At 62.4% G+C, this 23,023-nt stretch carries 20 protein-coding genes; 13 read left to right on the forward strand and 7 right to left on the reverse strand.

What is annotated here, in order from left to right; translation table 11 throughout:
• The first annotated feature begins 42 nt into the window (after window positions 1-42).
• Window positions 43-1,416: a class II 3-deoxy-7-phosphoheptulonate synthase gene (locus NKJ67_RS10600; protein WP_352581296.1), complete on the forward strand. Its 1,374-nt coding sequence runs from the start codon at window positions 43-45 to the stop codon at window positions 1,414-1,416.
• 104 nt (window positions 1,417-1,520) lie between these two features.
• Here the strand turns inward: NKJ67_RS10600 and NKJ67_RS35125 are convergent, their stop codons facing one another.
• Window positions 1,521-2,591 (reverse strand): diguanylate cyclase, encoded by a 1,071-nt coding sequence (locus NKJ67_RS35125; protein ID WP_502905193.1) that lies wholly within the window; start codon window positions 2,589-2,591, stop codon window positions 1,521-1,523.
• Window positions 2,592-2,997: 406 nt separating this feature from the next.
• Between NKJ67_RS35125 and NKJ67_RS10615 the strand changes: the two genes are divergently transcribed.
• From NKJ67_RS10615 to NKJ67_RS10625, 3 genes are all read left to right on the forward strand, one after another.
• Window positions 2,998-3,414, forward strand: coding sequence for a GFA family protein (locus NKJ67_RS10615; protein ID WP_127327279.1), 417 nt, complete (start codon window positions 2,998-3,000; stop codon window positions 3,412-3,414).
• Between the two features lie 81 nt (window positions 3,415-3,495).
• Window positions 3,496-3,855: a diacylglycerol kinase gene (locus NKJ67_RS10620; protein WP_023810560.1), complete on the forward strand. Its 360-nt coding sequence runs from the start codon at window positions 3,496-3,498 to the stop codon at window positions 3,853-3,855.
• Between the two features lie 40 nt (window positions 3,856-3,895).
• On the forward strand, window positions 3,896-4,483 hold the full coding sequence (locus NKJ67_RS10625) for a hemerythrin domain-containing protein (RefSeq protein ID WP_127268647.1): 588 nt from the start codon (window positions 3,896-3,898) through the stop codon (window positions 4,481-4,483).
• Window positions 4,484-4,486: 3 nt separating this feature from the next.
• Here NKJ67_RS10625 and NKJ67_RS10630 read toward each other — a convergent pair whose 3' ends face one another.
• Entirely contained in the window at window positions 4,487-5,074 is a 588-nt protein-coding gene (locus NKJ67_RS10630) for a DedA family protein (protein ID WP_352581298.1), read from the reverse strand.
• Window positions 5,071-5,634 (reverse strand): DUF1003 domain-containing protein, encoded by a 564-nt coding sequence (locus tag NKJ67_RS10635; RefSeq protein WP_352581299.1) that lies wholly within the window; start codon window positions 5,632-5,634, stop codon window positions 5,071-5,073. Before NKJ67_RS10635 ends, NKJ67_RS10630 begins: the two co-directional genes overlap by 4 nt.
• A 92-nt stretch (window positions 5,635-5,726) precedes the next feature.
• Between NKJ67_RS10635 and NKJ67_RS10640 the strand changes: the two genes are divergently transcribed.
• The 6 genes from NKJ67_RS10640 to gltX all read left to right on the forward strand — a co-directional run bounded on the left by NKJ67_RS10640 (window position 5,727) and on the right by gltX (window position 14,029).
• Entirely contained in the window at window positions 5,727-6,443 is a 717-nt protein-coding gene (locus NKJ67_RS10640; protein WP_127268644.1) for a DNA-3-methyladenine glycosylase I, read from the forward strand.
• Between the two features lie 129 nt (window positions 6,444-6,572).
• On the forward strand, window positions 6,573-8,249 hold the full coding sequence (locus NKJ67_RS10645) for an NAD+ synthase (protein WP_127327284.1): 1,677 nt from the start codon (window positions 6,573-6,575) through the stop codon (window positions 8,247-8,249).
• Window positions 8,250-8,288: 39 nt separating this feature from the next.
• Window positions 8,289-8,699: a GNAT family N-acetyltransferase gene (locus tag NKJ67_RS10650; RefSeq protein ID WP_127268639.1), complete on the forward strand. Its 411-nt coding sequence runs from the start codon at window positions 8,289-8,291 to the stop codon at window positions 8,697-8,699.
• A gap of 378 nt (window positions 8,700-9,077) precedes the next feature.
• The gene (locus tag NKJ67_RS10655; RefSeq protein WP_292562396.1) at window positions 9,078-10,883 is read left to right on the forward strand and encodes an ABC transporter ATP-binding protein; all 1,806 of its coding nucleotides are present in this window, start codon (window positions 9,078-9,080) and stop codon (window positions 10,881-10,883) included.
• A gap of 249 nt (window positions 10,884-11,132) precedes the next feature.
• Window positions 11,133-12,320, forward strand: coding sequence for a hypothetical protein (locus tag NKJ67_RS10660; protein WP_256748195.1), 1,188 nt, complete (start codon window positions 11,133-11,135; stop codon window positions 12,318-12,320).
• 335 nt (window positions 12,321-12,655) lie between these two features.
• Window positions 12,656-14,029, forward strand: a complete 1,374-nt coding sequence (gene gltX / locus NKJ67_RS10665; RefSeq protein ID WP_352581300.1) for a glutamate--tRNA ligase — start codon at window positions 12,656-12,658, stop codon at window positions 14,027-14,029.
• Here gltX and NKJ67_RS10670 read toward each other — a convergent pair.
• The 3 genes from NKJ67_RS10670 to NKJ67_RS10680 all read right to left on the reverse strand — a co-directional run bounded on the left by NKJ67_RS10670 (window position 13,947) and on the right by NKJ67_RS10680 (window position 18,531).
• The gene (locus tag NKJ67_RS10670; RefSeq protein WP_352581301.1) at window positions 13,947-15,161 is read right to left on the reverse strand and encodes a DUF2865 domain-containing protein; all 1,215 of its coding nucleotides are present in this window, start codon (window positions 15,159-15,161) and stop codon (window positions 13,947-13,949) included. The two genes, gltX and NKJ67_RS10670, sit on opposite strands and share 83 nt — an antisense overlap.
• An 88-nt stretch (window positions 15,162-15,249) precedes the next feature.
• Window positions 15,250-17,574 carry an NADP-dependent malic enzyme gene (locus NKJ67_RS10675; protein WP_292136641.1) on the reverse strand — a complete coding sequence of 775 codons (2,325 nt, stop codon included), beginning with the start codon at window positions 17,572-17,574 and terminating at the stop codon, window positions 15,250-15,252.
• Between the two features lie 177 nt (window positions 17,575-17,751).
• Window positions 17,752-18,531 (reverse strand): SDR family oxidoreductase, encoded by a 780-nt coding sequence (locus tag NKJ67_RS10680; RefSeq protein WP_352581302.1) that lies wholly within the window; start codon window positions 18,529-18,531, stop codon window positions 17,752-17,754.
• A gap of 151 nt (window positions 18,532-18,682) precedes the next feature.
• On the opposite strand from NKJ67_RS10680, the gene NKJ67_RS10685 reads away from it, so the two are divergent.
• Window positions 18,683-19,465 carry a UDP-2,3-diacylglucosamine diphosphatase gene (locus NKJ67_RS10685; protein WP_164748893.1) on the forward strand — a complete coding sequence of 261 codons (783 nt, stop codon included), beginning with the start codon at window positions 18,683-18,685 and terminating at the stop codon, window positions 19,463-19,465.
• 125 nt (window positions 19,466-19,590) lie between these two features.
• The gene (locus NKJ67_RS10690) at window positions 19,591-20,805 is read left to right on the forward strand and encodes an MFS transporter (protein ID WP_127810521.1); all 1,215 of its coding nucleotides are present in this window, start codon (window positions 19,591-19,593) and stop codon (window positions 20,803-20,805) included.
• On the opposite strand, the gene dgcA is transcribed toward NKJ67_RS10690, so the two are convergent.
• Complete coding sequence (gene dgcA / locus NKJ67_RS10695) at window positions 20,776-21,759, reverse strand: N-acetyl-D-Glu racemase DgcA (protein WP_352581303.1); 984 nt, start codon at window positions 21,757-21,759, stop codon at window positions 20,776-20,778. The genes NKJ67_RS10690 and dgcA overlap by 30 nt on opposite strands.
• Window positions 21,760-21,835: 76 nt before the next feature.
• Between dgcA and NKJ67_RS10700 the strand changes: the two genes are divergently transcribed.
• The gene (locus NKJ67_RS10700) at window positions 21,836-23,023 is read left to right on the forward strand and encodes an MlaE family ABC transporter permease (protein WP_023810578.1); all 1,188 of its coding nucleotides are present in this window, start codon (window positions 21,836-21,838) and stop codon (window positions 23,021-23,023) included.

The raw sequence follows: 23,023 nt of genomic DNA on the forward strand, positions 1-23,023 counted from the left end.
GGCAGGCGAGGGTGCTTGCCGGAAAGAGCGTTGGGTGCAGCGATGACGAAATGGTCGCCGAATTCGTGGAGAGCAAAGCCGATCAAGCAGGTTCCTGCCTATCCGGACCTTGCCGCGCTGAAGAACACGGAGGCCCAGCTCGCAACCTTTCCGCCGCTGGTTTTTGCCGGTGAGGCGCGCAAGCTGAAGAAGCAGCTCGCTTCTGTCGCCGCCGGTGACGCATTCCTTCTCCAGGGCGGCGATTGCGCCGAGAGCTTCGCCGAGCATGGCGCGGACAACATCCGCGATTTCTTCCGCGTCTTCCTGCAGATGTCCGTGGTGCTCACCTTCGCCGGCGCGCAGCCGGTGGTGAAGGTTGGCCGCGTTGCCGGCCAGTTCGCCAAGCCGCGATCGTCCGACAACGAGAGCAAGGGCGAGGTGACGCTGCCCAGCTATCGCGGCGATATCATCAACGGCATCGAATTCGACCCGAAGTCGCGCATTCCGGATCCCGCTCGCCAGGAAATGGCGTACCGCCAGTCGGCGGCGACGCTCAACCTTCTGCGCGCTTTCGCGCAAGGCGGCTATGCCAGCCTGGAGAATGTGCACCGCTGGATGCTCGGCTTCGTCTCCGACAGTCCGCAGGGCGAGAAATATGAGTCTCTCGCCAACCGTATCACCGAGACGATGGACTTCATGAAGGCCGTCGGCATCACTTCGGAAACCAACTACGCGCTGCGCGAGACCGATTTCTACACCAGCCACGAGGCGCTGCTGCTCGGCTACGAGGAGGCACTGACGCGCGTCGATTCGACCTCCGGCGACTGGTACGCCACGTCAGGCCACATGATCTGGATCGGCGACCGCACCCGCCAGCCCGATTATGCGCATGTCGAATATTGCCGTGGGATCAAGAACCCGCTCGGGCTGAAATGCGGTCCTTCGCTGACGCCGGACGGCTTGCTGGAGCTGATCGACCTGCTCAATCCCGAGAACGAGCCCGGCCGGCTGACGCTGATCGCCCGCTTCGGTTCCGACAAGGTCGCCGATCATCTACCGAAGCTGGTGCGCGCGGTGCAGAAGGAAGGCCGCTCCGTGGTGTGGTCGTCGGACCCGATGCACGGCAACACGATCGAGGCCGCCGGCTACAAGACGCGGCCGTTCGACCGCATCCTGAAGGAGGTGCAGACCTTCTTCGAGGTGCACCGCGCCGAAGGCACGCATCCGGGCGGCATCCATGTCGAAATGACCGGCAAGAACGTCACCGAATGCACCGGTGGCGCGCGCGCCATCACCGCCGAGGAATTGCAGGACCGCTACCACACCCATTGCGATCCGCGCCTTAACGCCGACCAGGCGATCGAACTGGCCTTCCTGGTCTCGGATCTGTTGAAGAAGAGCCACCCGGTGCAGCACAAGCAGGCGGTCAACGGCTGATTTTCGCGCAGTCCGAATAAGATCCACGAAAGGGCGTCCGAGAAATCGGGCGCCTTTCATGTCTGCGCTAGTCCAGTGTTCCCGGCACCAGCGGGCAGGGACTGTCAGTCCTTCTTGTAGAGCAGCCAGCTCTTGCCGGCCCGGCCTGCCATCGTCGAGTGCCTGGTGACCCGGTTGCGGCCGCTGACCTTGGAGCGATAGAGCGCCCGGTCGGCCTTGGTGTAGAGATCTTCGGGTCCTTCGGCTTCGGACGCCATGCAGATACCCATCGAGACGGTGACGGTGCCGTAATTCGTGCCGGTCTGGCTGCTGGTGAACGGCGTCTGCTCGATCAGGGCACGAATACGCTCCGCAACGTCATAGGTGGCGTCCTCGCTGGCGCCCTCGATGATCAGCGCGAACTCCTCGCCGCCGGTGCGGGCGACGAACATGTCGCCGCGAATGCTGGTCTGGAAAATATCGGCGATGCTCTGGATGATCTTGTCGCCGACCGGGTGGCCATAGCGGTCGTTGATATCCTTGAAGCGGTCGATGTCGACAAGAACCAGGGCGTTGAACAGGATACCTCTGTTGCTGTTGTAGATCCTGGTGATCTCCTTGTCGAAGGCGCGCCGATTCCAGATATGCGTCAACGGATCGGTGTCGGCCAGCCGCTTGTACTCCTCAAGCTTCGACTTGACGCTTTCGAGTTCGGCCGTCTTGTCGCTGAGCGTCGAGGCCACCTGCCGGCCGTGATCGATCGCCGAATTGGTGGCAACCGCCATGGCGTTGGCGATCTTCTGCAGGAGATCCTGGGAGAGAAGGCTGCGTCCGCTGAGGCCGCTCGATGTCTCATCGAGGATCCTGCCGTATTTCTCGATGTGGCTGCGCTCGCTCCGCAGCAGCGAAGCAACCTCCTCGAGCTCCCTGGCAATGACGTCTCTGGCATGCTCGACGATGCCAGGGCCATGGTTGTGGGCAAAGAAAGTGCGCCCGATCTGGTCCAGTTCATCCTGTGTCGGCCGGCTGGCCAGCGAAACGACGGCCAGGCTGAGTTCGCGATTGGTGCCGCTCAGGGCCTCATAGAAGATCTCGTAATTGCGCGGCAGGCCGAGCACGCCCAATTGGCGCATTGTCGCGACAACAGTGGCTGCGATGTCGGTGCTTCGTTCGGTCGGGACAGCTGCCGGCTGCATCTTGGTTCTTCCCCTCGGATCCTCCGCGGAATTCGCGGTTTCCCTTTGTCGCCGAGCCCTGGGGAATGCGACCGACGCTTCGAACAACTTGCGAAGGGATGCGTCCCCACCCACGGCCTTCGCTTGCAGGTGACCATAAATGCGCCGTCGCTAAAGTTTCCTTAACTGGCAGAGGTTCAGCGGGTTTTCTCTGTCTGCGGGCTGTAAAAGCCTTAGTCCGTGCGTCCATCAGTTGGAAACAACGCCGGTGCGGCGGCTTGAATTCGCGATTCGCGCATCGCACTCTTGAAAATGAAACCGAATTTCGGATTCTCTACGCCAGCACATGTCGCATTTGCTTGCGTGCTTGCGCGGCAAAGCTGGAATCCTAAGCCATGCCCGGCACTTTTCTTCAAGGAGGATCGACGTGAGTGATGGTCACCAGGGATCGTGTCTGTGCGGAGCCGTCCGCTTCAGCACGAACGGAGCGCTGCGTGGCGTCGTCTATTGCCATTGCTCGCAATGCCGCAAGCAGAGCGGACATTTCTATGCCGCGACCAATGTTGCCAACGCCGACATCGTGATCGAGGGCACGGAAAGTATCACCTGGTACGAAGCCTCTACCTTCGCCAGGCGTGGGTTCTGCAAGGCATGCGGATCGGTGCTGTTCTGGAAGCCGCGAGACCAGGACTACGTTTCGGTCATGGCGGGATCGTTCGACAAGCCGACAGGTCTTGAGGGCGAATGCCATATCTTCGTCGGTGACAAGGGCGACTATTATTCGATCGACGACGGGCTGCCACAGTTTGAAAAGTCGACACCGTCCATACCGGTTGCTGAATGAATCTTGGACAAGTCACCTTATTCCATTGATCTGGCCAGCCATTGCATTATCCCGTGCCGGTGATTCGCAAAGGGGTTTGGCATGCAGCGGCTGATCGATGCTTATTTCAATTCGGTGCGGGCGTTTCGCAAGCTGGCCACCAGCGAGAAGGCTTTCCAGCAGGAGCTGATGCTGCTGGCGCTTGCCTTGCCGCTCGGCTGGTTCGTTTCGATCTCGTGGCGCGGTTATGCCTTGCTGATCGGCGCCGTGTTGCTCTTGATCATGGTCGAAGTGCTTAACACCGGCATCGAGGCGGCATGCGACGCTTTCAGCCGCGAGTTCAATGTCGATATCCAGTTGGCCAAGGATTGCGGTTCGCTGGCGGTGCTGATTTCGGTGCTCATCGTCGCCGGCGTCTGGGGCATTGCCATTATCGAGCGGATCACCGGGCTACCGATCTAGCCTTTCGATGCCTATATGCCAGTCACCAAAGGAGACTGTCATGGCCGGGGCCGCCAATTTTCTGCTTCTCGAACGCGTAGGCCTGCCGGATGATCTGCGCTGGCTGGCCGAGAAATATCCGCGTGAAAACTGGCAGGACCATGCCAACATCCACGGCATCGCCAATATGTGGCTGCAGCGGCACGACATGTTCCGCGAACTTGGCGGCATGCTGGCCAACGGCATCGGCGACTACCGTGAGGGACGGCTGACGGCGCCTGATTTCGCGCGCTGGTTCGCGCCCCGCCTCAATCATTTTCTAGGCAACCTCGACGGTCACCACAACGTCGAGGATTATCAATATTTCCCGGTCTTCGCCAAGGCCGAGCCCCGTTTGAAGCACGGCTTCGAGATACTCGATGCCGACCATCACACCATCCATGAGGGGCTGGAGCGTAATGCCGAGGCGGCCAATGCGTTCATCAAGACGCTTCAGGAGAGCGAAGACAGACAGCGCTTCGCCGCCGACGCCTATGCCGACGAAAACAGCCGGCTGATCGCCATGCTGACAAGGCACCTTGCCGACGAGGAAGACCTGATCATCCCGCTTATTCTCGATCGGGGGGATCAGGCACTCGGCGTGGATTGACGATCAGCCCTCCCTGGCGCGTTCCTTCCTGGCGATGTGACGGGCCACGAGCCATGCCAGAACGGCCACGGTCAGGCCGATGCCAAGCCCGATCAGCAACCGTTCGTGACGCATCAACGCCTGGCCGATGACGTGCTCGGCGCCAAGTCCAAAGACATAACCGATCGTGCCGAACAGCACCGCCCAGACCGCCGATGAAAGCGCGTTGAGGATGACGAAGCGCGGCGCGGCGATGTTGGAAAGCCCGGCTGCAATGCCGCCGACGAGGCGCATGCCGTAGATATAGCGGTTGGACAGCACGAAAATGTCGGGATGGGTATTGAGCAGACGAAAGGCGCGGCGGAAGCCGGGCCGTTTGCGCAACCTGACGACATAGGGATGGTCGGCGAAGCTTCGTCCGAGGATGAAGAAGAAAGTATCGCCGACGAAGGCGCCGAGCGCCGCCGCAAGAACCGTGTGCCACAGGACGAAGACCTGCTGGTGGGCGAAGAAACCGCCAAGAATGGCGGCACTTTCGCCCTCCGCGACACAGCCGATAAAGACCGCGAGCAGCCCGTATTGTTCGATGAAATGATGGATCGCGTCGGTCATGAAGCCGACTGCTGCGAAGACAGCCTTTCGTCGATCCGCTTGATCATTTCGGTCAGTTGCACGATCTCGTCGCGCATACCGAGAATCTGGCCGTGGCGCAGTTCATCCAGCTTTTCATGCAGCGCCATGATCTCGATCTCGGCTTTCAGGTTGACCTCGTAATCGTGGGCGGCGTCGATGCGGTCGCGTTCGGTCTGGCGGTTCTGCGCCATCATGATCACCGGCGCCTGCAAGGCGGCGACCATCGACAGAACGAGATTGAGGAAGATGAACGGGTAGGGATCGAAGGCGTCACGCGACAGCAGCCAGACATTGCCTGATGTCCACAGGATCAGAAAGGCGATGAAGGTCAGGATGAAGGACCATGACCCACCGATGCGGGCGATCGTGTCGGCGAGCCGGTCGCCGAAGGTCTGGTGGAAGGCGACGGCCTTGTTGGTGTCGCGCGAGATGGTGGTGCGTTCGAGCGTCGATTGCAGCACCCGGCTTTCAAGCTGGCTGAGGCCGTCCGGCCGCCGCTTGAGCCAGCGGTTCGCCAGGTCGTCGATCGTCTTGTTCATGGCCATCTCCAGGGTCTTTGGCTTGCCGTAAGAGGTAGAGGCTGCCGGCTCACACGGGAAGTGTTAGATTGATTCCAGTTGCCGAGGGACCAATGGCCGATTTCAAGAAAATTCGCGCACGCGCCGCAAAACGCAAGGGCGGCGAAGAGGAACTGACGTCGCTGCTGGGTCCGGCGCCTGACAATGCCGCCGTGGCTGACATCGCCGATGACCGCATTCTCTCTGTTATGGCCGAACGCGTCTTCGCCGCCGGTTTCGTCTGGCGCGTCATCGAGCAGAAATGGCCGGGCTTCGAGGAGGCGTTTCTGCGCTTCGAGCCGAAGCGGCTGTTGTTCCAGCCCGATGATTTCTGGCACGATCTGACGGCCGACCAGCGCATCGTGCGCAACCCGCAGAAGATCAGATCCGTGCGCGACAACGCCGCCTTCGTCGAGCGCGTGTCGAAGGAATATGGCGGCTTCGGCCAATTCCTCGCAAACTGGCCGGCGGACGACCAGGTCGGGCTGATGGCCTGGCTCGGCAAGCATGGCAGCCGGTTGGGCGGCAATACGGGCCAGTATTTCCTGCGCTGGCTGGGTTGGGATGCGTTCGTCATCTCGGGCGATATGGCCGCGGCGTTGCGCGACGCCGGCCTCGACATCGCCGAAAGCCCGACCTCGAAGAGGGACCTCGACAAGATCCAGGCACAGATCAACCAGTGGGTGGTGCAGACAGGCCTGCCGCGCCGGCATATTTCACGCATCTTGGCGATGTCGATCGGCGAGAATCATTCGCCGCAAGCGTTGCGCGAATATATGGGCGACGATTGATACCTGGTCGTCTCGCCACGATTGAAGCACGTCGATCGGTCCGCACACGATTGACGTATGTCAATCGGTCCGAATTGGTCCAAACGAACGCCATTGCCCGGGCAATTTTGCCGCGCTAAGTCAGCAGGCATGACCAAGAAGCTCGACATCCTGCGCATCGCCGTCGCCCAGCTCAATCCGACTGTCGGCGACATATCAGGCAATCTCGCCAAGGCCCGCGAGGCGAGGGCGGATGCCGCGCGCCAAGGCGCCGATCTCGTGCTCTATACCGAGCTTTTCCTCGCCGGCTACCCGCCGGAGGATCTGGTGCTGAAGCCGGCCTTTTTGAAAGCCTGCGAAAAGGCGGCACAGGACTTTGCCGCCGACACCGCGGATGGCGGTCCCGGCGTCATCATCGGCACGCCGTTGAAGCGCAAGAGCGGCACGCACAATTCGATCGTCTTCGCCGATGGCGGCAAGATCATCGCCGAACGCTACAAGCTCGATCTGCCGAACTACGGCGAGTTCGACGAGAAGCGCGTCTTCCAGGCCGGACCCGAGATCCAGGGGCCGGTCAATTTCCGCGGCGTGCGCATCGGAGTTCCGATCTGCGAGGACATCTGGGGCGACGTCGATATCTGCGAGTCGCTGGCCGAAAGCGGGGCGGAAATCCTGCTGGTGCCGAACGGCTCGCCCTATTATCGCGCCAAGATCGATGTCCGCCACCAGGTCGTCATCCGCCAGGTCATCGAATGCGGGCTGCCGATGATCTATGCCAACCAGCTTGGCGGGCAGGACGAGTTGATCTTCGACGGCGCGTCGTTTGCCATTGGCGCCGACAAGACGCTTGCCTTCCAGATGAGCCAGTTCGAGGAAGCGGTCGACATCACCACCTGGAAAAGACAAGGGGATCACTGGGTCTGCTCGGAAGGGCCGATGTCGAAAATCCCGGACCGGGAGGAGGCCGACTATCGCGCCTGCATGTTGGGCCTGCGCGACTACGTCAACAAGAACGGCTTCAAGAATGTGGTGCTTGGTCTGTCCGGCGGCATCGATTCGGCGATCTGCGCGGCGCTCGCCGTCGATGCGCTCGGCGAGGAACGCCTGCGCGCCGTCATGATGCCCTATCGCTATACCTCGAAGGACTCGCTGAAGGATGCCGAGGATTGCGCCCGGGCGCTCGGCTGCCGCTACGACATCGTGCCGATCTTCGAGCCGGTCGAAGGGTTTCTGCACGCGCTGACGCAGATGTTCGAAGGCACCAAGGAAGGCATCACCGAGGAGAATTTGCAGAGCCGCGCGCGCGGCACCATCCTGATGGCGATCTCCAACAAGTTCGGCTCGATGGTTGTCACCACGGGCAACAAGAGCGAGATGTCGGTTGGCTACGCCACGCTCTATGGCGACATGAATGGCGGCTTCAATCCGATCAAGGACCTTTACAAGATGCAGGTCTACGCGCTGTCGCGCTGGCGCAACAGCCACGTGCCGCCGGGCGCGCTCGGGCCCTCGGGCGAGGTGATCCCGAAAAACATCATCGACAAGGCGCCATCGGCGGAATTGCGCGAGAACCAGACCGACCAGGATTCGCTGCCGCCCTATCCGGTGCTGGACGACATCCTCGAATGCCTGGTGGAAAATGAGATGGGCGTCGACGACATCGTTGCGCGCGGCCATGACCGGGCGACGGTGACGCGCATCGAGCACCTGCTCTACATCGCAGAATACAAGCGACGGCAGGCGGCGCCGGGCGTGAAGATCACCAAAAAGAATTTTGGCCGCGACCGCCGCTATCCCATCACCAACCGGTTCAGGGATCGCAGCTAGGTACCGAAAGCGCGCGCGGCGGTGCGGTCGGAGACAGCCATGCCCGATTGTGAGATCAGCTTCGACATGTCACGGATCGATTTCCGTGCGACATCGGACCTGTTGATGGCAAGCTATTGGGGCGCCGGACGCACTGATGAAGTCCATCGCCGCGCCTTTGCCAATTCGCTTTGCGTCGGCGCCTATGTCGACGGCAGGCAAGTCGGCTTCGGCCGCGCGATCACCGACCGCACGGTGTTCGCCTATCTCGCCGACATCATCATCTGGCCCGGGCATCGCGGGCAAGGCATCGGCAGCCGGCTCGTCCAGGCCCTTATCGATCATCCTGAAGTCAGGACTGTTTTCCACTGGAGCCTGTCGACCAGCGACGCACACGGCGTCTATGAGAAGCTTGGGTTCAAGCCATCGACCGATGGCCGCTACATGCGCTTGGATCGCATTCCTGAATGAGGCGCGCGGCTTGCTCCGTTGTTGCAAAATAATCGCAGTGGTTGGACCAGATACACTTTTGGCGTGAACTCGTCTTGGCGATGCATCGGAGCGTCTCTATAAGGACACCTCCGCAATTGTCTTGCGGGAGGTCCGAATGGCAGTATTTCACATGGTAATGCGAGGCCGCGAAGCCTAGGTCTCATCCGGCGCTCCGCGAAGGTTTCCCTTTCGTGCCGATGCCGGACCGAGCACAGGCTTATGCCGATGCCGATCGCCGCCCGATTTGGGCGATACGCCAAATATGCCACTCCGCTTCCGGGCACTCATTGGCTCCTTGCGCGGCTTCTTCAATTTTCGACCTACTGGGATCGGGCTCGTTTGTGCCCGAATGACATCATGGCTCGTTTCAAGATCGATTTGCGCGCGAGCGCCTTTCGCAGCGTTCTTGGCTTCACGCTCACTCATTGGCGGCGTCAGCCCTGGCGGCTCTCGCTCATCATGGGCAGCTTCCTGCTGTCGACGCTGGCCGATGTGCTGACGCCGCTCTACTCCGGCCGGCTGGTCGACGCCGTCGCCAGCAGCGCCGGCGCCGACGCGATTGCCTGGAATGCCGCGATGACGGCGTTCTCGATGTTGATGGCGCTCGCGCTGGCCGGCGTCGTGTTGCGCAACCTGGCGTTCATGGGGATCGTCGAGCTGACTTTGAAGATGATGGCCGACATCGCCGCCGATGCTTTCCATCGCGTCCAGCGCTTTTCCACCGACTGGCATGCCAACAGCTTTGCCGGCTCGACCGTGCGCAAGGTGACGCGCGGCATGTGGGCGCTCGACCTGCTCAACGACACCATCCTCATCGCGCTGCTGCCGTCAATCGTCATGCTGGTCGGCTCGACATTGCTGCTCGGCTGGTTCTGGCCGTTGATGGGGGCGGTCGTTGCTGCCGGTTCGGTGCTGTTCATCACGGTGACGGCGCTGCTGTCACTTGGCTATGTCGCGCCGGCGGCAAGGCTCGCCAACACCTGGGATACCCGCCTCGGCGGCTCGCTGGCCGACGCGGTCAGCTGCAACGCCGTGGTCAAGGGCTTTGGCGCCGAGGAGCGCGAAGAACGCCGACTGGCCAAGGTCGTCGCCAAATGGCGTGCGCGTACACGGCGCACCTGGGTGCGCGGCACCATCAACGGCACCACGCAAGGGGTGCTGCTGCTGGTCATGCGCGCCGCGGTGATCGGCCTGGCGCTGATGCTGTGGTCGTGGGGGCAGGCGAGCGCCGGCGACGTTGCCTTCGTGCTGACCTCGCTCTTCGTGCTGCAGGGCTATCTCAGGGATATCGGCACTCATATCCGCAACCTGCAGCGCTCCATCAACGATATGGAAGAGCTGGTCGATTTCCAGTCCGAACCGCTCGGCATCGAGGACCGGCCCGGCGCCAAGCCGATCCGGATCACCGAAGGACGGATCAGCTTTGACAACGTGACCTTTCACTATGGCCATCACCGATCGGCGCTTTACCGCGACTTTTCGGTCGATATCGCGCCGGGTGAGCGCGTCGGGCTGGTCGGCCATTCGGGATCGGGCAAGACGACCTTCGTCAAGCTTATCCAGCGGCTCTATGACGTGAATGCGGGGAAAATACTGGTCGACGGTCAGGACATCTCGCAGGTGGCGCAAGCCTCGCTGCGCGGGCAGATCGCCATCGTTCAGCAGGAGCCGATCCTGTTCCACCGGTCGCTGGCTGAAAACATCGCCTATGCCAGGCCGAGTGCTACGCAAGATGAGATCGAGCATGCCGCGAAGTTGGCGAGTGCGCATGACTTCATCACCAACCTGCCGAAGGGCTATGGCACGCTGGTCGGCGAACGCGGCGTGAAACTGTCGGGCGGCGAGCGTCAGCGCGTGGCGATCGCGCGCGCCTTCCTTGCCGATGCGCGCATCCTGATCCTCGACGAGGCGACATCGAGCCTCGATTCGGAGTCGGAGGTGCTGATCCAGCAGGCGATGGAGCGGCTGATGGTCGGCCGCACGACGCTGGTCATCGCGCACCGGCTTTCGACGGTGAGGGCGCTGGACCGGCTGCTGGTCTTCGATCGCGGCAACATCGTCGAGGAAGGCTCGCATGATGAACTGATCCGGCTGAAAGGCGGCATCTACCGCCGCCTGTTCGAGCGCCAGGCATTGGAACTGACCAAGGGACTTGTGAGCTGACCTGAGGCGGCCTCCAGCTTCGGCCGGAGGCCGCCTCTGTCCGGCACGGTCAGCCCAGCGGGCTGGAGCAGGGCATGCGATCGCAAGGCCGCGGCCAACCCGCCGATCAGCGCATCGATGCTGGCCGACTTGATTTGCCTGTGAAGCCCTGTCCGGATAGTAAGTCTTGAGACCTCTGTTCATCATACTGACCGAGATACGTTGTTTCTACCATTGGTTGATATATATCCGGTGGAGGGCAACCCACGGATGTTCTTCACGATGCATCTTTCTGCAAATGCCGAGGAGAAGTTGGCTGCGCCGTCAGTGCTGGAATCTCAGCATGGCTCGGTTCGGCCGCTGGCTGCCGAAGATCTCGAGCGCGTCGCCGCACTCTTCCTGACGAAGTTTCGCCGGCGGCGGCGTCATCTCCTCGATCGCGCGATCGCGGAGACGGCCGCGTATATGAGAGAGATTTACCTCGACCCTGCCGGCCAGTCCGGGGAAAGCAACGCTCTTGTCCAGATCAACCGGCACGGTCGTCTGGGTGGGTTCCTCGGCGTTCTGAAAGCCCGCTACGAGCTCAATGGAGCGGCATTGAATGCGGCGATCATCGGGCCGCTCATGGCCGACCCCGGCACCGATGACGGCTCGGCCGGACCCCAATTGCTGCGTGCCTTGCATCAAGGCGAATTCGATCTGCAGCTGACCGATTCGGCCAACCGGACATCCTTGGCCTTCGCGCGCCCGATGAAGTACCAACTCCTTCCTGTGCATTGTCTGGGATGGACATATGTTTTCCGGCCGGCGGCGATGGCCGCCTCCGCACTGCACCGTAAATGGCCTGGCGTGCCTCGCCTTGTACTCGATCCATGCGCGAGAGCATTCGATGCTCTTGCGAAGAAAAGGTTCGAGCCCCCCGTCGTCCATTCATCGTCGCATCGCACCCACCGTGAGCCGATCGATGCCGTTCAATTTGCCGAGAAGCTGCCGACCCTCCTGTCTGGTTACGCTCTTCGGCCGAGTTGGAAGGATGGGGAACTTGCACGGCTGCTTGCGCTGGCGGCCGAGAAGCGGGCCGACGGCCCCCTTCATTTCGGTGGGACCTACGACGAAACGGGTAAAATGCTCGGTTGTTATGCCTTCTATGGTCAAGCCGGCGGCGTGGCGAACCTGTTGCAGATCCAGGCATCCGGATTGCACTGGGGCGCGACGCTGGATGCGCTTGTCGCCGCCGCATGGGAGATGGGCTGTGTGGGCATCACCGGACAGACGCAGACCAAATTCATACCTCAACTCTTTGGCTACAAGAATGTCTTCTTCCGCTATGCCGGGGGAACAATGGTCCGCTCGCGGATCGCCGAGGTCACGGAAGCGGTCCGCTCCGGCGACATCTTTATCGGTGGATTGGTGGGCGACCGCTGGACCCGCCTCAGTTCCGATGATTTCGGCCGCTGATCGCCTTCAAGCGCTACAAACTTGGGTTAATGGGTTCCTTCGGAGCCTTCGCCGACGCGTTGGCTGACGGAGCATCAAACGAAAAACCCGCCTGTGCGGCGGGTCGCTGGCGCAAATCAGCACCATAGCCAAATATGTACCATGGCTGAGGGCACCGAGTCAAGAAAAGATTCCTATCGTGAAAAGCTGCCGGCACGAAATGGGCACCGCCGGCCTGGGCGCAGTCGGAGGCGTCCACCGTCCGGTCTTTTCATTCCAGCCGCCATGTTCTATGTCTGCCGGCCAGCGCGGGGGCGCGTCTTGTCAACCACAAAAGCATCCGGTACGCCCCGTTCATGACAGTTACCGTTCGTTTCGCCCCGTCGCCGACCGGCCGCATTCATATCGGCAATGCGCGCACGGCGCTGTTCAACTGGCTGTTCGCCATGAACAACAAGGGCCGATTCATCCAGCGCTTCGACGACACCGACATTGCGCGCTCGAAGCAGGAGTTTTCCGACGCCATCCTCTACGACCTGCATTGGTTGGGCATTTTTCCCGACGCCACCGAGTACCAGTCGCGGCGCTTCGAAGTCTATGACGCGGCGGTCGAGAGGCTGAAGACGGCAGGCGTTCTCTATGCCTGCTATGAAACGCCGGAGGAACTCGATCTCAGGCGCAAGGTGCGCCGCACGCGCGGCCTGCCACCGGTCTATGGTCGCGAGGCGTTGACCCTGACGCACGAGCAGATCGCCGAATACCAGGCCGATGGCCGCAGGCCGCACTGGCGGTTTCTCCTCCCCAATTTCTCAGGCGATCCGCAACAGCCGGAACGCACCGAAATCCACTGGAACGACCTGGTGCGGGGTGAGGAAACCGTCGATCTGGCCTCGCTTTCCGACCCGGTCCTTGTGCGCGAGGACGGCACCTATCTCTATACACTGCCTTCCGTCGTCGACGACATCGAGATAGGCGTCAGCCATGTCATCCGGGGCGACGACCACGTCACCAACACCGGCGTGCAGATCGCCTTGTTCCAGGCGCTGGCTGCCGAGCCGCCAGTGTTCGGCCACCATAATCTCCTGACCACCGCATCGGGCGAGGGCTTGTCGAAGCGCACCGGCGCGCTCTCGATCGAAAGCCTGCGCGAGGACGGCATCGAGCCGATGGCCGTCGCATCATTGGCCGTCCTGGTAGGCACTTCGGAGAATGTCGCGGCGGTGCCGACGATGGGCGAACTCGCCGAACGCTTCGATCCGGCGGCGACATCGAAATCCGCCGCCAAGTTCGATCCGGACGAGCTGTTCGTGCTCAACCGGTCGCTGCTGCACCACATGCCGTTCGCCGAGGCACAAGACCGTCTGATCGTGCTCGGCGTCTCCGGCGAGCAGGCCGAACCGTTCTGGCTGGCGGTGCGCGGCAATCTCGACAGGCTGGCCGATGCGGTCAACTGGTGGCGTATCCTGCGCGACGGACCGCAGGAGAAGCCGGAATTTTCCGGTGACGACCGCGATTTCCTTCGACAGGCCTTCGATCTGCTGCCGGAGGAACCCTGGAGCGCGGCGATCTGGAAGGACTGGACGGGCAAGATCAGGGAAGCGACCGGCCGCAAGGGCAAGGCGTTGTTCATGCCGCTCAGAACAGCCCTTACCGGACTGCCTTCGGGGCCGGAGCTTGCAGATCTATTGCCGCTGATGGGTCGGGAAGGAACGTTGGCCCGACGACCCTGACCTTGCGCTGTTCCGGAGGCAGCGCGGACACAGGTGACGTCACCGGCTTGGCGGAAAGCCGCTTGATCGCCTCGCGGTCGAGCCCGCCTTCCAGATTGGCCAAAGTTTCCGGATCGGCACCTGGATCCGGTTTGGAGATCGGCACCGGAATGAATGGTGCGGAGTCCGTCTCGGGTTGCAACTGTTCCGGATTCGGCGGGTTGCCGGCGATGATCTGAAAACCCTGCGCGGCGGCGTTGCAGCCGCAAGCCGGCGGCCGCGACATATCGGGCTGCTTGTAGAGATAGGCGGTCGGCAATTCGCTGTAGGGCCGGCCGGTGACGGATGACGTCATCGAGGCCGAATCGTCGTCCATGCCGCGCGAATAGAAAACCTGCATCTCGGTGCCGGGGCAGCTCGATTCGCAATTCTTCTGGTCACGTTCGAAATCGCCTGCCGAGGCTGAGTTCGACATCGGGAAGAAGTAGCCGTCGCAGGTGCGCACACAGGAAGTGTGGAACTCACCGCCGACGCTCGGAAAATCGGGTATGCCGGGCTGGTTGAGCACACGGCGGACATTGCGCTCCTCGCCGGGATCGTCGGGCTGGTTGGGCTCATCAAGCATATCGAGCTGCTGGCTGTTGCCGCCAAAAAGCTGATCGAACAGGTTTGCGCTGCCGCCCTCGCGGTTGGCTTCCTGCAAAGGCGCCCGCCGAGGCGCGACGGCGTCGTCGCGGCAGCCATTGGCGTCAAGCGCCGCCAGGATGCGTCCGCGGTCGCGGCGCGAGCCGCCGCCGGCCAGCCGCTCGCGCTTGTTCTGCAAGGCGTCGAGATTGGCATTCATGCGATCGATGGTGGCGTTTAGCCCGGCGCATTGATTGAGGTTGCGGCCAAACAGCGAAAAGCCGCATCCGGCCCGGCTCGCCTGGCCGCGGGCTTTCGAAATCTGCTCATGCTGCCTCGCAATTGCGGAATCGTATTTCCGGATCAGCGCCGGACCGCCACCGCCGCCGCGCGAGGACGCGGCAAGATCGGCTTCCAGCTGGCGGCAGACCCGCGAAGCAGCCTGTGGCTCGGCTACCCCCCAGGTTGCGGACAACAGGAGGCCAAGCAGCATGGCAGCATGCGCCTGCTTCCACCCTCCGCTTGCCATCCGCCCAAACTCCGCCTGCCAAATCCGACTGTTAGCCCGCAATGCTACCGTGTTCGCGGTTAACTGCAGTTTACCGCGAAATCCGTGTTCAGCCCAGATTGACGACCGCCTGTGCCTTGTGGGCGGCTTCCACGACGGCAAGCGCCGTCATGTTGACGACGCCGCGCGAGGTGACCGACGGCGTCAATATATGCGCCGGCATGTCCGTGCCGAGCAGGATCGGCCCGACGTGTAGCGCATCCATCATGGTCCTGAGCGCCGTCAGCGTGATGTTGGCCGAATCGAGATTGGGGAACACCAGCAAATTGGCTTCGCCCTTCAGCCGTGAATGCGGATATACGCGCTGGCGCAGATGCTCCGACAGAGCGGAATCGGCGTGCATCTCGCCATCGCATTCCAGCTCTGGGGCAATGCGCGCCAGGATCGCCGCCGCTTGCCGCATCTTCAGGGCACTGGGCGAATCGCGCGAGCCGAAATCCGAATGCGAGAGCAGCGCTGCCTTCGGCTCGATGCCGAAGCGCTGGATTTCTTCCGCCGCCAGCACCGTCATCTCAGCGATTTCTTCCGCCGTCGGGTCGACGGAGACATGCGTGTCGGTCAGGAAGATGATGCCGCGCTGCGAGATCAGCATCGAGAGCGTCGACAGGTCGCGATCCTTGACGCCGGTGCGCGGGCCGATGATCAAGGTGACGTTGCGCAGATGCCGCTCGAAGCGCCCTTCGAGGCCGCAAACCATTGCATCGGCATCGCCGCGTTTCAGCGCAAGTGCTGCGATCACCGTGTTGTCGGTGCGCACCATGGTGCGCGCGGCTTCCGTCGTGACGCCGCGCCGGCCGGCGAGTTCGATCAGAAGGTCGACATAATGGCGGTAGCGCGGATCGTCTTCCGGGTTGATCAGGCCGAAATCCACACCGGGCTTGATGCGCAAGCCGTAGCGCTTCAGGCGCACCTCGATGACGTGCGGCCGGCCGATCAGGATCGGCTCGGCGATGCCTTCTTCGAGCACCACCTGGGCGGCGCGCAACACGCGCTCATCCTCGCCGTCGGCATAGATGACGCGCTTGGCGCTCGACGCCTTGGCGGACGAGAACACCGGCTTCATCACCAGGCCGGAGCGGAAGACGAAGCGGTTCAGCTTGTCGATATAGGCGGCGAAGTCGGTGATCGGCCGCGTCGCGACACCGGTGTCGCAGGCTGCCTTGGCGACCGCGGGCGCTATGCGCAGGATCAGCCGCGGATCGAAGGGCGAAGGGATCAGGAATTCAGGGCCGAAGATCGGCGTCTCGCCGGAATAGGCGCGGGCAGCGACGTCCGATGGTTCCTCGCGTGCGAGCGCTGCGATTGCCCGCACCGCCGCCATCTTCATCTCCTCATTGATGGCGCTGGCGCCGCAGTCGAGCGCACCACGAAAGATGTAAGGAAAACACAGTACGTTATTGACCTGATTGGGAAAATCGGAACGGCCGGTGCAGATCATCGCATCCGGACGCGCCGCACGCGCTATTTCCGGCATGATCTCCGGATTGGGATTGGCCAGCGCCAGGATCAGCGGTTTTGGCGCCATGTGTTGGAGCAGTTCCGGCTTCAGCACGCCTGCCGCCGACAGGCCAAGGAAGACGTCGGCGCCCGATATGACGTCGGCCAGCGTGCGCGCCTCGGTGTCCTTTACATAAGGGTCTTTCCAGCGGTCCATCTCGTCGGTGCGGCCCTTGTAGGCAACGCCGAAACGGTCGGTGACCCAGATGTTTTCGACCTTGGCGCCGAGCGAGACCAGCAGGTTGAGACAGGCAAGGGCGGCAGCCCCGGCGCCGGAGGTGACGATCTTGATGTCCGATATGGTTTTTCCGGCGAATTCCAGCCCGTTGAGCACGGCGGCGGCGACAATGATGGCGGTGCCGTGCTGGTCGTCGTGGAATACCGGTATGCCCATGCGGGCCTTCAGCTGCTCCTCGACCTCGAAGCATTCAGGCGCCTTGATGTCCTCGAGATTGATGCCGCCGAAAGTCGGCTCGAGCGCCGAGATCGTCTCGACCATGCGCTCGATACCGGGCGCATCGATCTCTATGTCGAAGACATCGATGCCGGCGAACTTCTTGAACAGGACGGCCTTGCCTTCCATCACCGGCTTGGAGGCCAGCGGGCCGATATTGCCGAGGCCGAGCACCGCCGACCCGTTGGTGACGACACCGACCAGATTGGCGCGTGCGGTGTAGTCGGCGGCGGTCGCCGGGTCGTCGCGGATTTCCAGGCAAGGGGCGGCGACGCCAGGCGAATAGGCGAGCGCGAGGTCGCGCTGATTGCCGAGCGGCTTGGTCGCCTGGATCTCGAGTTTGCCCGGCCTTGGGTGCTTGTGGAAGTAGAGGGCGGCTTCGTCGAGGTCCGAACGTGCCGTCTTTTTGCTCTCGCCTTCCATGCGGCCGCTCCCTCGAAATCTGGCTGGAGATTCCCTTTTAGCATGCAGCCGTGGTTTTTCGCGACGCTAATTGACGCGCCGGCAGCTTTACCCGGCGGCGCGTAGAAAGTCGCTAATGATCAAATGCTTATGCCGATTCTCTAACGGACGGCTCCTACAGTTTCACGGACAAGTTGATCAAAAGGCGCTGACGTAGAGACCACCATCGACCGGTATGTTCTGCCCGGTCAGATAGCCCGCATGGACCGAGCACAGGAAGGCGCAGATCTGGCCGAATTCCTCCGGCGTGCCGAGCCGCTTGGCCGGAACATCAGCGCTGATGCGGGTCTTGCGTGCAGCGGCTGCGGCAGGATCCTCGATGGTGCCGGCCTCGTGCGGGCCGCGCAGCCGGTCGGTGTCGAGTTTGCCCGGCAAAAGACTGTTGATGGTCACGTTGCGGTCGATCACCGTTCTGGCCACGCCGGCAAGAAACGAGGTCAGGCCGGCACGCGCGCCGGACGACAGGTCGAGGCCGGGAATGGGCACATAGACCGACAGCGAGGTGATGTTGACGATGCGGCCGAAGCCGCGTGCCGCCATGCCGTCCAGCACGGCCTGCACGAGCTCGATCGGCGTCACCATATTCTGGGTGACGCCTTCGAGGATCTTTTCGCGATCGAGCGTGCGGAAATCGCGAAGCGGCGGGCCGCCATTGTTGTTGACCAGGATGTCCGGCTCGGGGCAAGCCGCGAGCAGCGCCTTCTGCACCTCCGGCTTCGAAACGTCGCCGACGACTTCCGTCACCGTGACGCTATATCGCTCGCGCAACTCCGCGGCGGTTTTCGCCACCAGTTCGGCGTTGCGCCCGTTGACCACGACATCGCAGCCGGCCTCGGCCAGCGCCATGGCGCAACCGCGCCCAAGTCCCTTGCTCGAAGCGCAGACGATGGCCTTCTTTCCGCGGATACCAAGATCCATGATGATTTCTCCTGTGATTTGGCCGGCAAGCTAGTCCTTCGGCTGGACCAACCGCAACCGTCATACGGTTGTTGCATGAATCGGGGCATAGGCTCGCGAAAGCAACGGTGAAATCGCGATGTCCGGCCAAGAGCCCCGCACTTTCCGCAGCATGTTCATATCCGACGTCCATCTGGGCTCGAAGGCGGCCAAGGCCGAGTTCCTGATCGATTTCCTTCGATATCACGATGCCGATATCATCTATCTGGTGGGCGACATCGTCGACGGCTGGCGGCTGCGGCGGAGCTGGCACTGGCCGCAAAGCCACAATGACGTCGTGCAGAAACTGCTGCGCAAGGCGCGCAAGGGCGCCAACATCACCTACATCGCCGGCAACCATGACGAGTTCGCCCGCCAGTTCCAGGGCGTGCATTTCGGCGGCATCGTTGTCGCCGACCGCGCCATCCACGAGACTGCCGACGGCAAGCGCCTGCTCGTCATCCATGGCGACCAGTTCGACACCGTGGTCCACAATGCGCGCTGGCTCGCCTATCTCGGTGATCACGCCTATGACGCGGCCATGCTGGTCAATCGCGTGGTGACGCGGCTGCGGCAACTGCTCGGCCTGCCGTATTGGTCGTTTTCGTCCTGGGCCAAGCACAACGTCAAGAAGGCGGTGAACTTCATCGGCTCGTTCCAGACCATGCTTGCGGATGAGGCGCGTCGTTCACACGTCGACGGCGTCATTTGCGGCCACATCCATCATGCCGTCATCGAGAATTTTGGCGATGTCCAGTACATCAACACCGGCGACTGGGTGGAAAGCTGCACGGCCGTGGTCGAGCATTTTGACGGCCGCATGGAAATCCTGACCTGGGCGCAAGTGCTGCCAGAAGCGCCGGACGAGCCCTTTGTCCCGTTGCTCATCGCGGACCGGGTAGGGCAGGCGGCATAGTCCGAAGTCTTTTTCGGGCTTCGGAATCGATCAATTAGTCCAACCGGTTTCGTCCGGTTTTCGTCCATGTTAAGGGATCGATACGCGTTGCCGTCCGGTCGAATACAGCGCGATTGGATCGATTCATGGCCCTGCCGCAGCTCTCGCCCGAACAACTCGTCAAGCCGCGCCATTTCGAACTGCGCATGAGCCTGATCTTCGCGACGCTGTACGTGCCGCTCGGAACGCATTTGCCTTATTTTCCACTGTGGCTGCAGGCCAAGGGTTTTCACGCCGAGCAGATCGCCGTCATTCTGGCGGCGCCGATGTTCCTGCGCGTGGTGACGACGCCGTTACTGACCGCGTTGGCCGACCGTGCCAGGGACCGCGCCGATGTCTATGTCGCGCTGATGGCTGCATCACTGCTCCTGTCGGCAGGCTATTTCCTGCCACCGACCTATGCGATGGTGCTGGCGGTCTCACTGGCGCTGACCATTGTCTGGACGCCGCATTCGCCGATCGCCGATTCGCTGGCGCTTTCGGGTGTCCGCCGCTTCGGTTCGAACTACACAAGCATGCGCAAATGGGGCTCGATCTCCTATCTCTGCGCCAATGTCGCCGGCGGCTTCATTCTGTCGGCAACCGGCTCGCAGGCCGTTCCGGTTATCATTCTGGCGGCGTTTGCCGCGGCCCTTGCCGCTGGCCTGCTGGCGCCGCGTCTAGGCCGTCCGCGGCGCGCCTCACCGCTGTCGGCCACTGATATCCAGCATTCGGCGCCGAAGCTTCTCAACCCGTATTTCCTGTATTTTTCCGTCGGCGTCGGCGTCATCACCGCCAGCCACGCATTCCTCTACGGTTTCGTCTCCATCTACTGGAAATCGATCGGCCTCAGCGATTCGGTTGTCGGTCTCTTATGGGCTTGGGGCGTGGTGTCGGAAGTCTGCATGTTCATGATGTTCACCCGCTTTTTTGACCGGTTCTCCGTCGTGTCGATCATGGTGATGGCGGGGATCGGCTCCATCGTGCGCTGGATCGCCTTTCCGCTGGTCTGGCCGCTCGGCCTCGGCATTCCCGGTTTCTTCGGTGTCCAGTCGCTGCACTCGGTCTCGGTGGCGCTTGGGCTGATCGGCCTGCAGAAGATGATCGGCGAAACCGTCTCCGAGGAGCGGACAGGTGCCGCGCAAGGCATTGCCTATTTCTCCAACGGCTTCTTCATGGCGGTGGTGACGCTGGCGTCCGGCCCGCTCTACGACCATCTCGGCGTGGACGGCTTCTTTGCCATGATCCCGATCGCCTTGATCGGCCTCGTGCTGATCGGCCTTGCAGCGCGCTCAGCCCCACAGCGCCACATCGGGCGGTGACACCATCGATCCCTGGTAGACAAGGCCCGGTACCCGGTCGCGGGCAAGCAGCAGCGGACCGTCGAGGTCGACGAAATCGGCATGCTGGGCAAGCAGCACCGCTGGCGCCATCGCCAATGACGTGCCGACCATGCAGCCGACCATCACGCCGAAACCGAGTTCGCGGGCGCGATCGCGCAGCACCAGTGCCGCAGTCAGGCCCCCCGACTTGTCGAGCTTGATGTTGACGGCATCGTAGAGACCGACAAGCGCTTCGAGATTCTCAGCCTCGTGCACGCTTTCATCGGCGCAGATCGGCACGGGATGGGCGATATGGCGCAGGATTTCGTCATGACCGGCCGGCAGCGGCTGCTCGATCAGCGCGATGCCTTGTTCGGCGGCAAAGGCGAGGTTCGCAACGATGTTGTCGTCGCTCCAGCCCTCATTGGCGTCGAGGATGATGCGGCTGTCTGGCGCTGCCTGCCTGACCGCGCGGATGCGGGCGATGTCGTTGTCGCCGCCGATCTTGACCTTGAGCAGCGGCCGCGCCGCATTGGCGCGGGCCTGCGCCGCCATCGTCTCCGGCTCGCCCAGCGACAGCGTGTAGGCGGTTTCGAGCGCCTGCAAGGGAAGAGCACCTATCGCGACTGCTACCGAGGTTCCGCTGAGCTTTGCCTCCAGGTCCCACAGGGCGCAGTCTATGGCGTTGCGGGCGGCTCCGGCCGGCATGGCATCGAGCAAGGCGGTCCGGCTGATGCCACCGGCGATCCGGCCGCGCATGGCCTCGATCGCGTCGCGCACGCCCTCCATGGTCTCGCCATAGCGCTTGTAGGGGACGCATTCGCCACGGCCGAGGTGGCCGCCCTCGCCGATCGTGCAGGAGATCACTTCGGCTTCGGTCTTGGAACCTCGCGAAATGGTGAAGGTTCCGGCGATGGGAAAACGCTCGGCCTCGACCGAAATGACACGCGCCATATTTTTCTGCTCCTGCTGTGCGACAAGCGTTGTCGGCAAATCGACAGGTCAGACCCGTCAGGCTAAACAGGACGCCATGTTGACCATCGGCAAGCGCGACGCAAGCGGCACGACCGCAGGGGAGGCTGACCACGAACCGCGCGTGGCGATCGGCGAGGAGGATGGCGTTCTTGGCTGCGCTTTCTCCGGAATCTGGACCACAAGGACCGTCGCGCTCATCGACGCCGACATGCGCAAGATCGAAAAGCGAAGCGGCTTCAAAACCTTGGCGCTTGATGTTTCCAAGATCGAGAAGATGGACACCGCCGGCGCCTGGCTGATCGACCGGCTGGTCAGCGCCTTCGAGAAGAAGGGCGTCGAGATCCAGATGCAAGGCCAGAGCGAGATCGCTTCGATCCTGCTCGAAGCTGTCGGCGAGGCCGTGCGGCGCGAACCCGAATCCGGCCCGGCGCGGCCGCCCAACATCGTCATTCGCGCGCTGGAGGCGGTTGGCCGCCGGGTCTACGAGATGCGCGACGATTTTCTCGCCTCGATGAACATCCTCGGCGCCACCATCCGTGGCGCGCAGATGAAGCTCGGCCGTGGCCATGCCGTCAACCCGGCGGCGATTTTCAACCAGATCGACCGCATGGGCGTCGGCGCCATTCCGGTGGTGGTGCTGATGTCGGCGATCGTCGGCGCCATCGTTGCCCAGCAAGGCGCCTATCAGCTCAGCTATTTCGGCGCCGATATCTTCGTCGTCGACCTGGTCGGCGTGCTGATCCTGCGCGAGCTTGGCGTGCTGATGACGGCAATCATGATCGCCGGCCGCTCCGGCAGCGCGATCACTGCCGAGATCGGCTCGATGAAGATGCGCGAGGAGGTCGACGCGCTGAAGGTCATCGGGCTCAACCCGATCGGCGTCCTGGTCTTTCCCCGGCTCGTGGCGCTGGTCATCGCCTTGCCGTGCCTGACCATCATCGCCAATTTCGCCGCACTCGGCGGCGGCATACTGGCTGCCTGGCTCTATTCCGACATCCCGCCCGCCGCCTTCATCGACCGGTTGCGCGTCGCCATCGATCTCAGCACCATCTTTGCCGGCCTGATCAAGGCGCCGTTCATGGCCATGATCATCGGCACGATTGCCTCGGTCGAAGGCATGAAGGTCGGCGGCAGCGCCGAATCGCTCGGCCAGCATGTTACCGCTTCGGTTGTGAAGTCGATCTTCGTCGTCATCATCCTCGACGGACTTTTTGCCATGTTCTACGCAGCGATCGAGTTCTGA

The sequence above is a fragment of the Mesorhizobium sp. M0088 genome (assembly GCF_040322895.1).
Classification (GTDB): Bacteria; Pseudomonadota; Alphaproteobacteria; order Rhizobiales; family Rhizobiaceae; genus Mesorhizobium.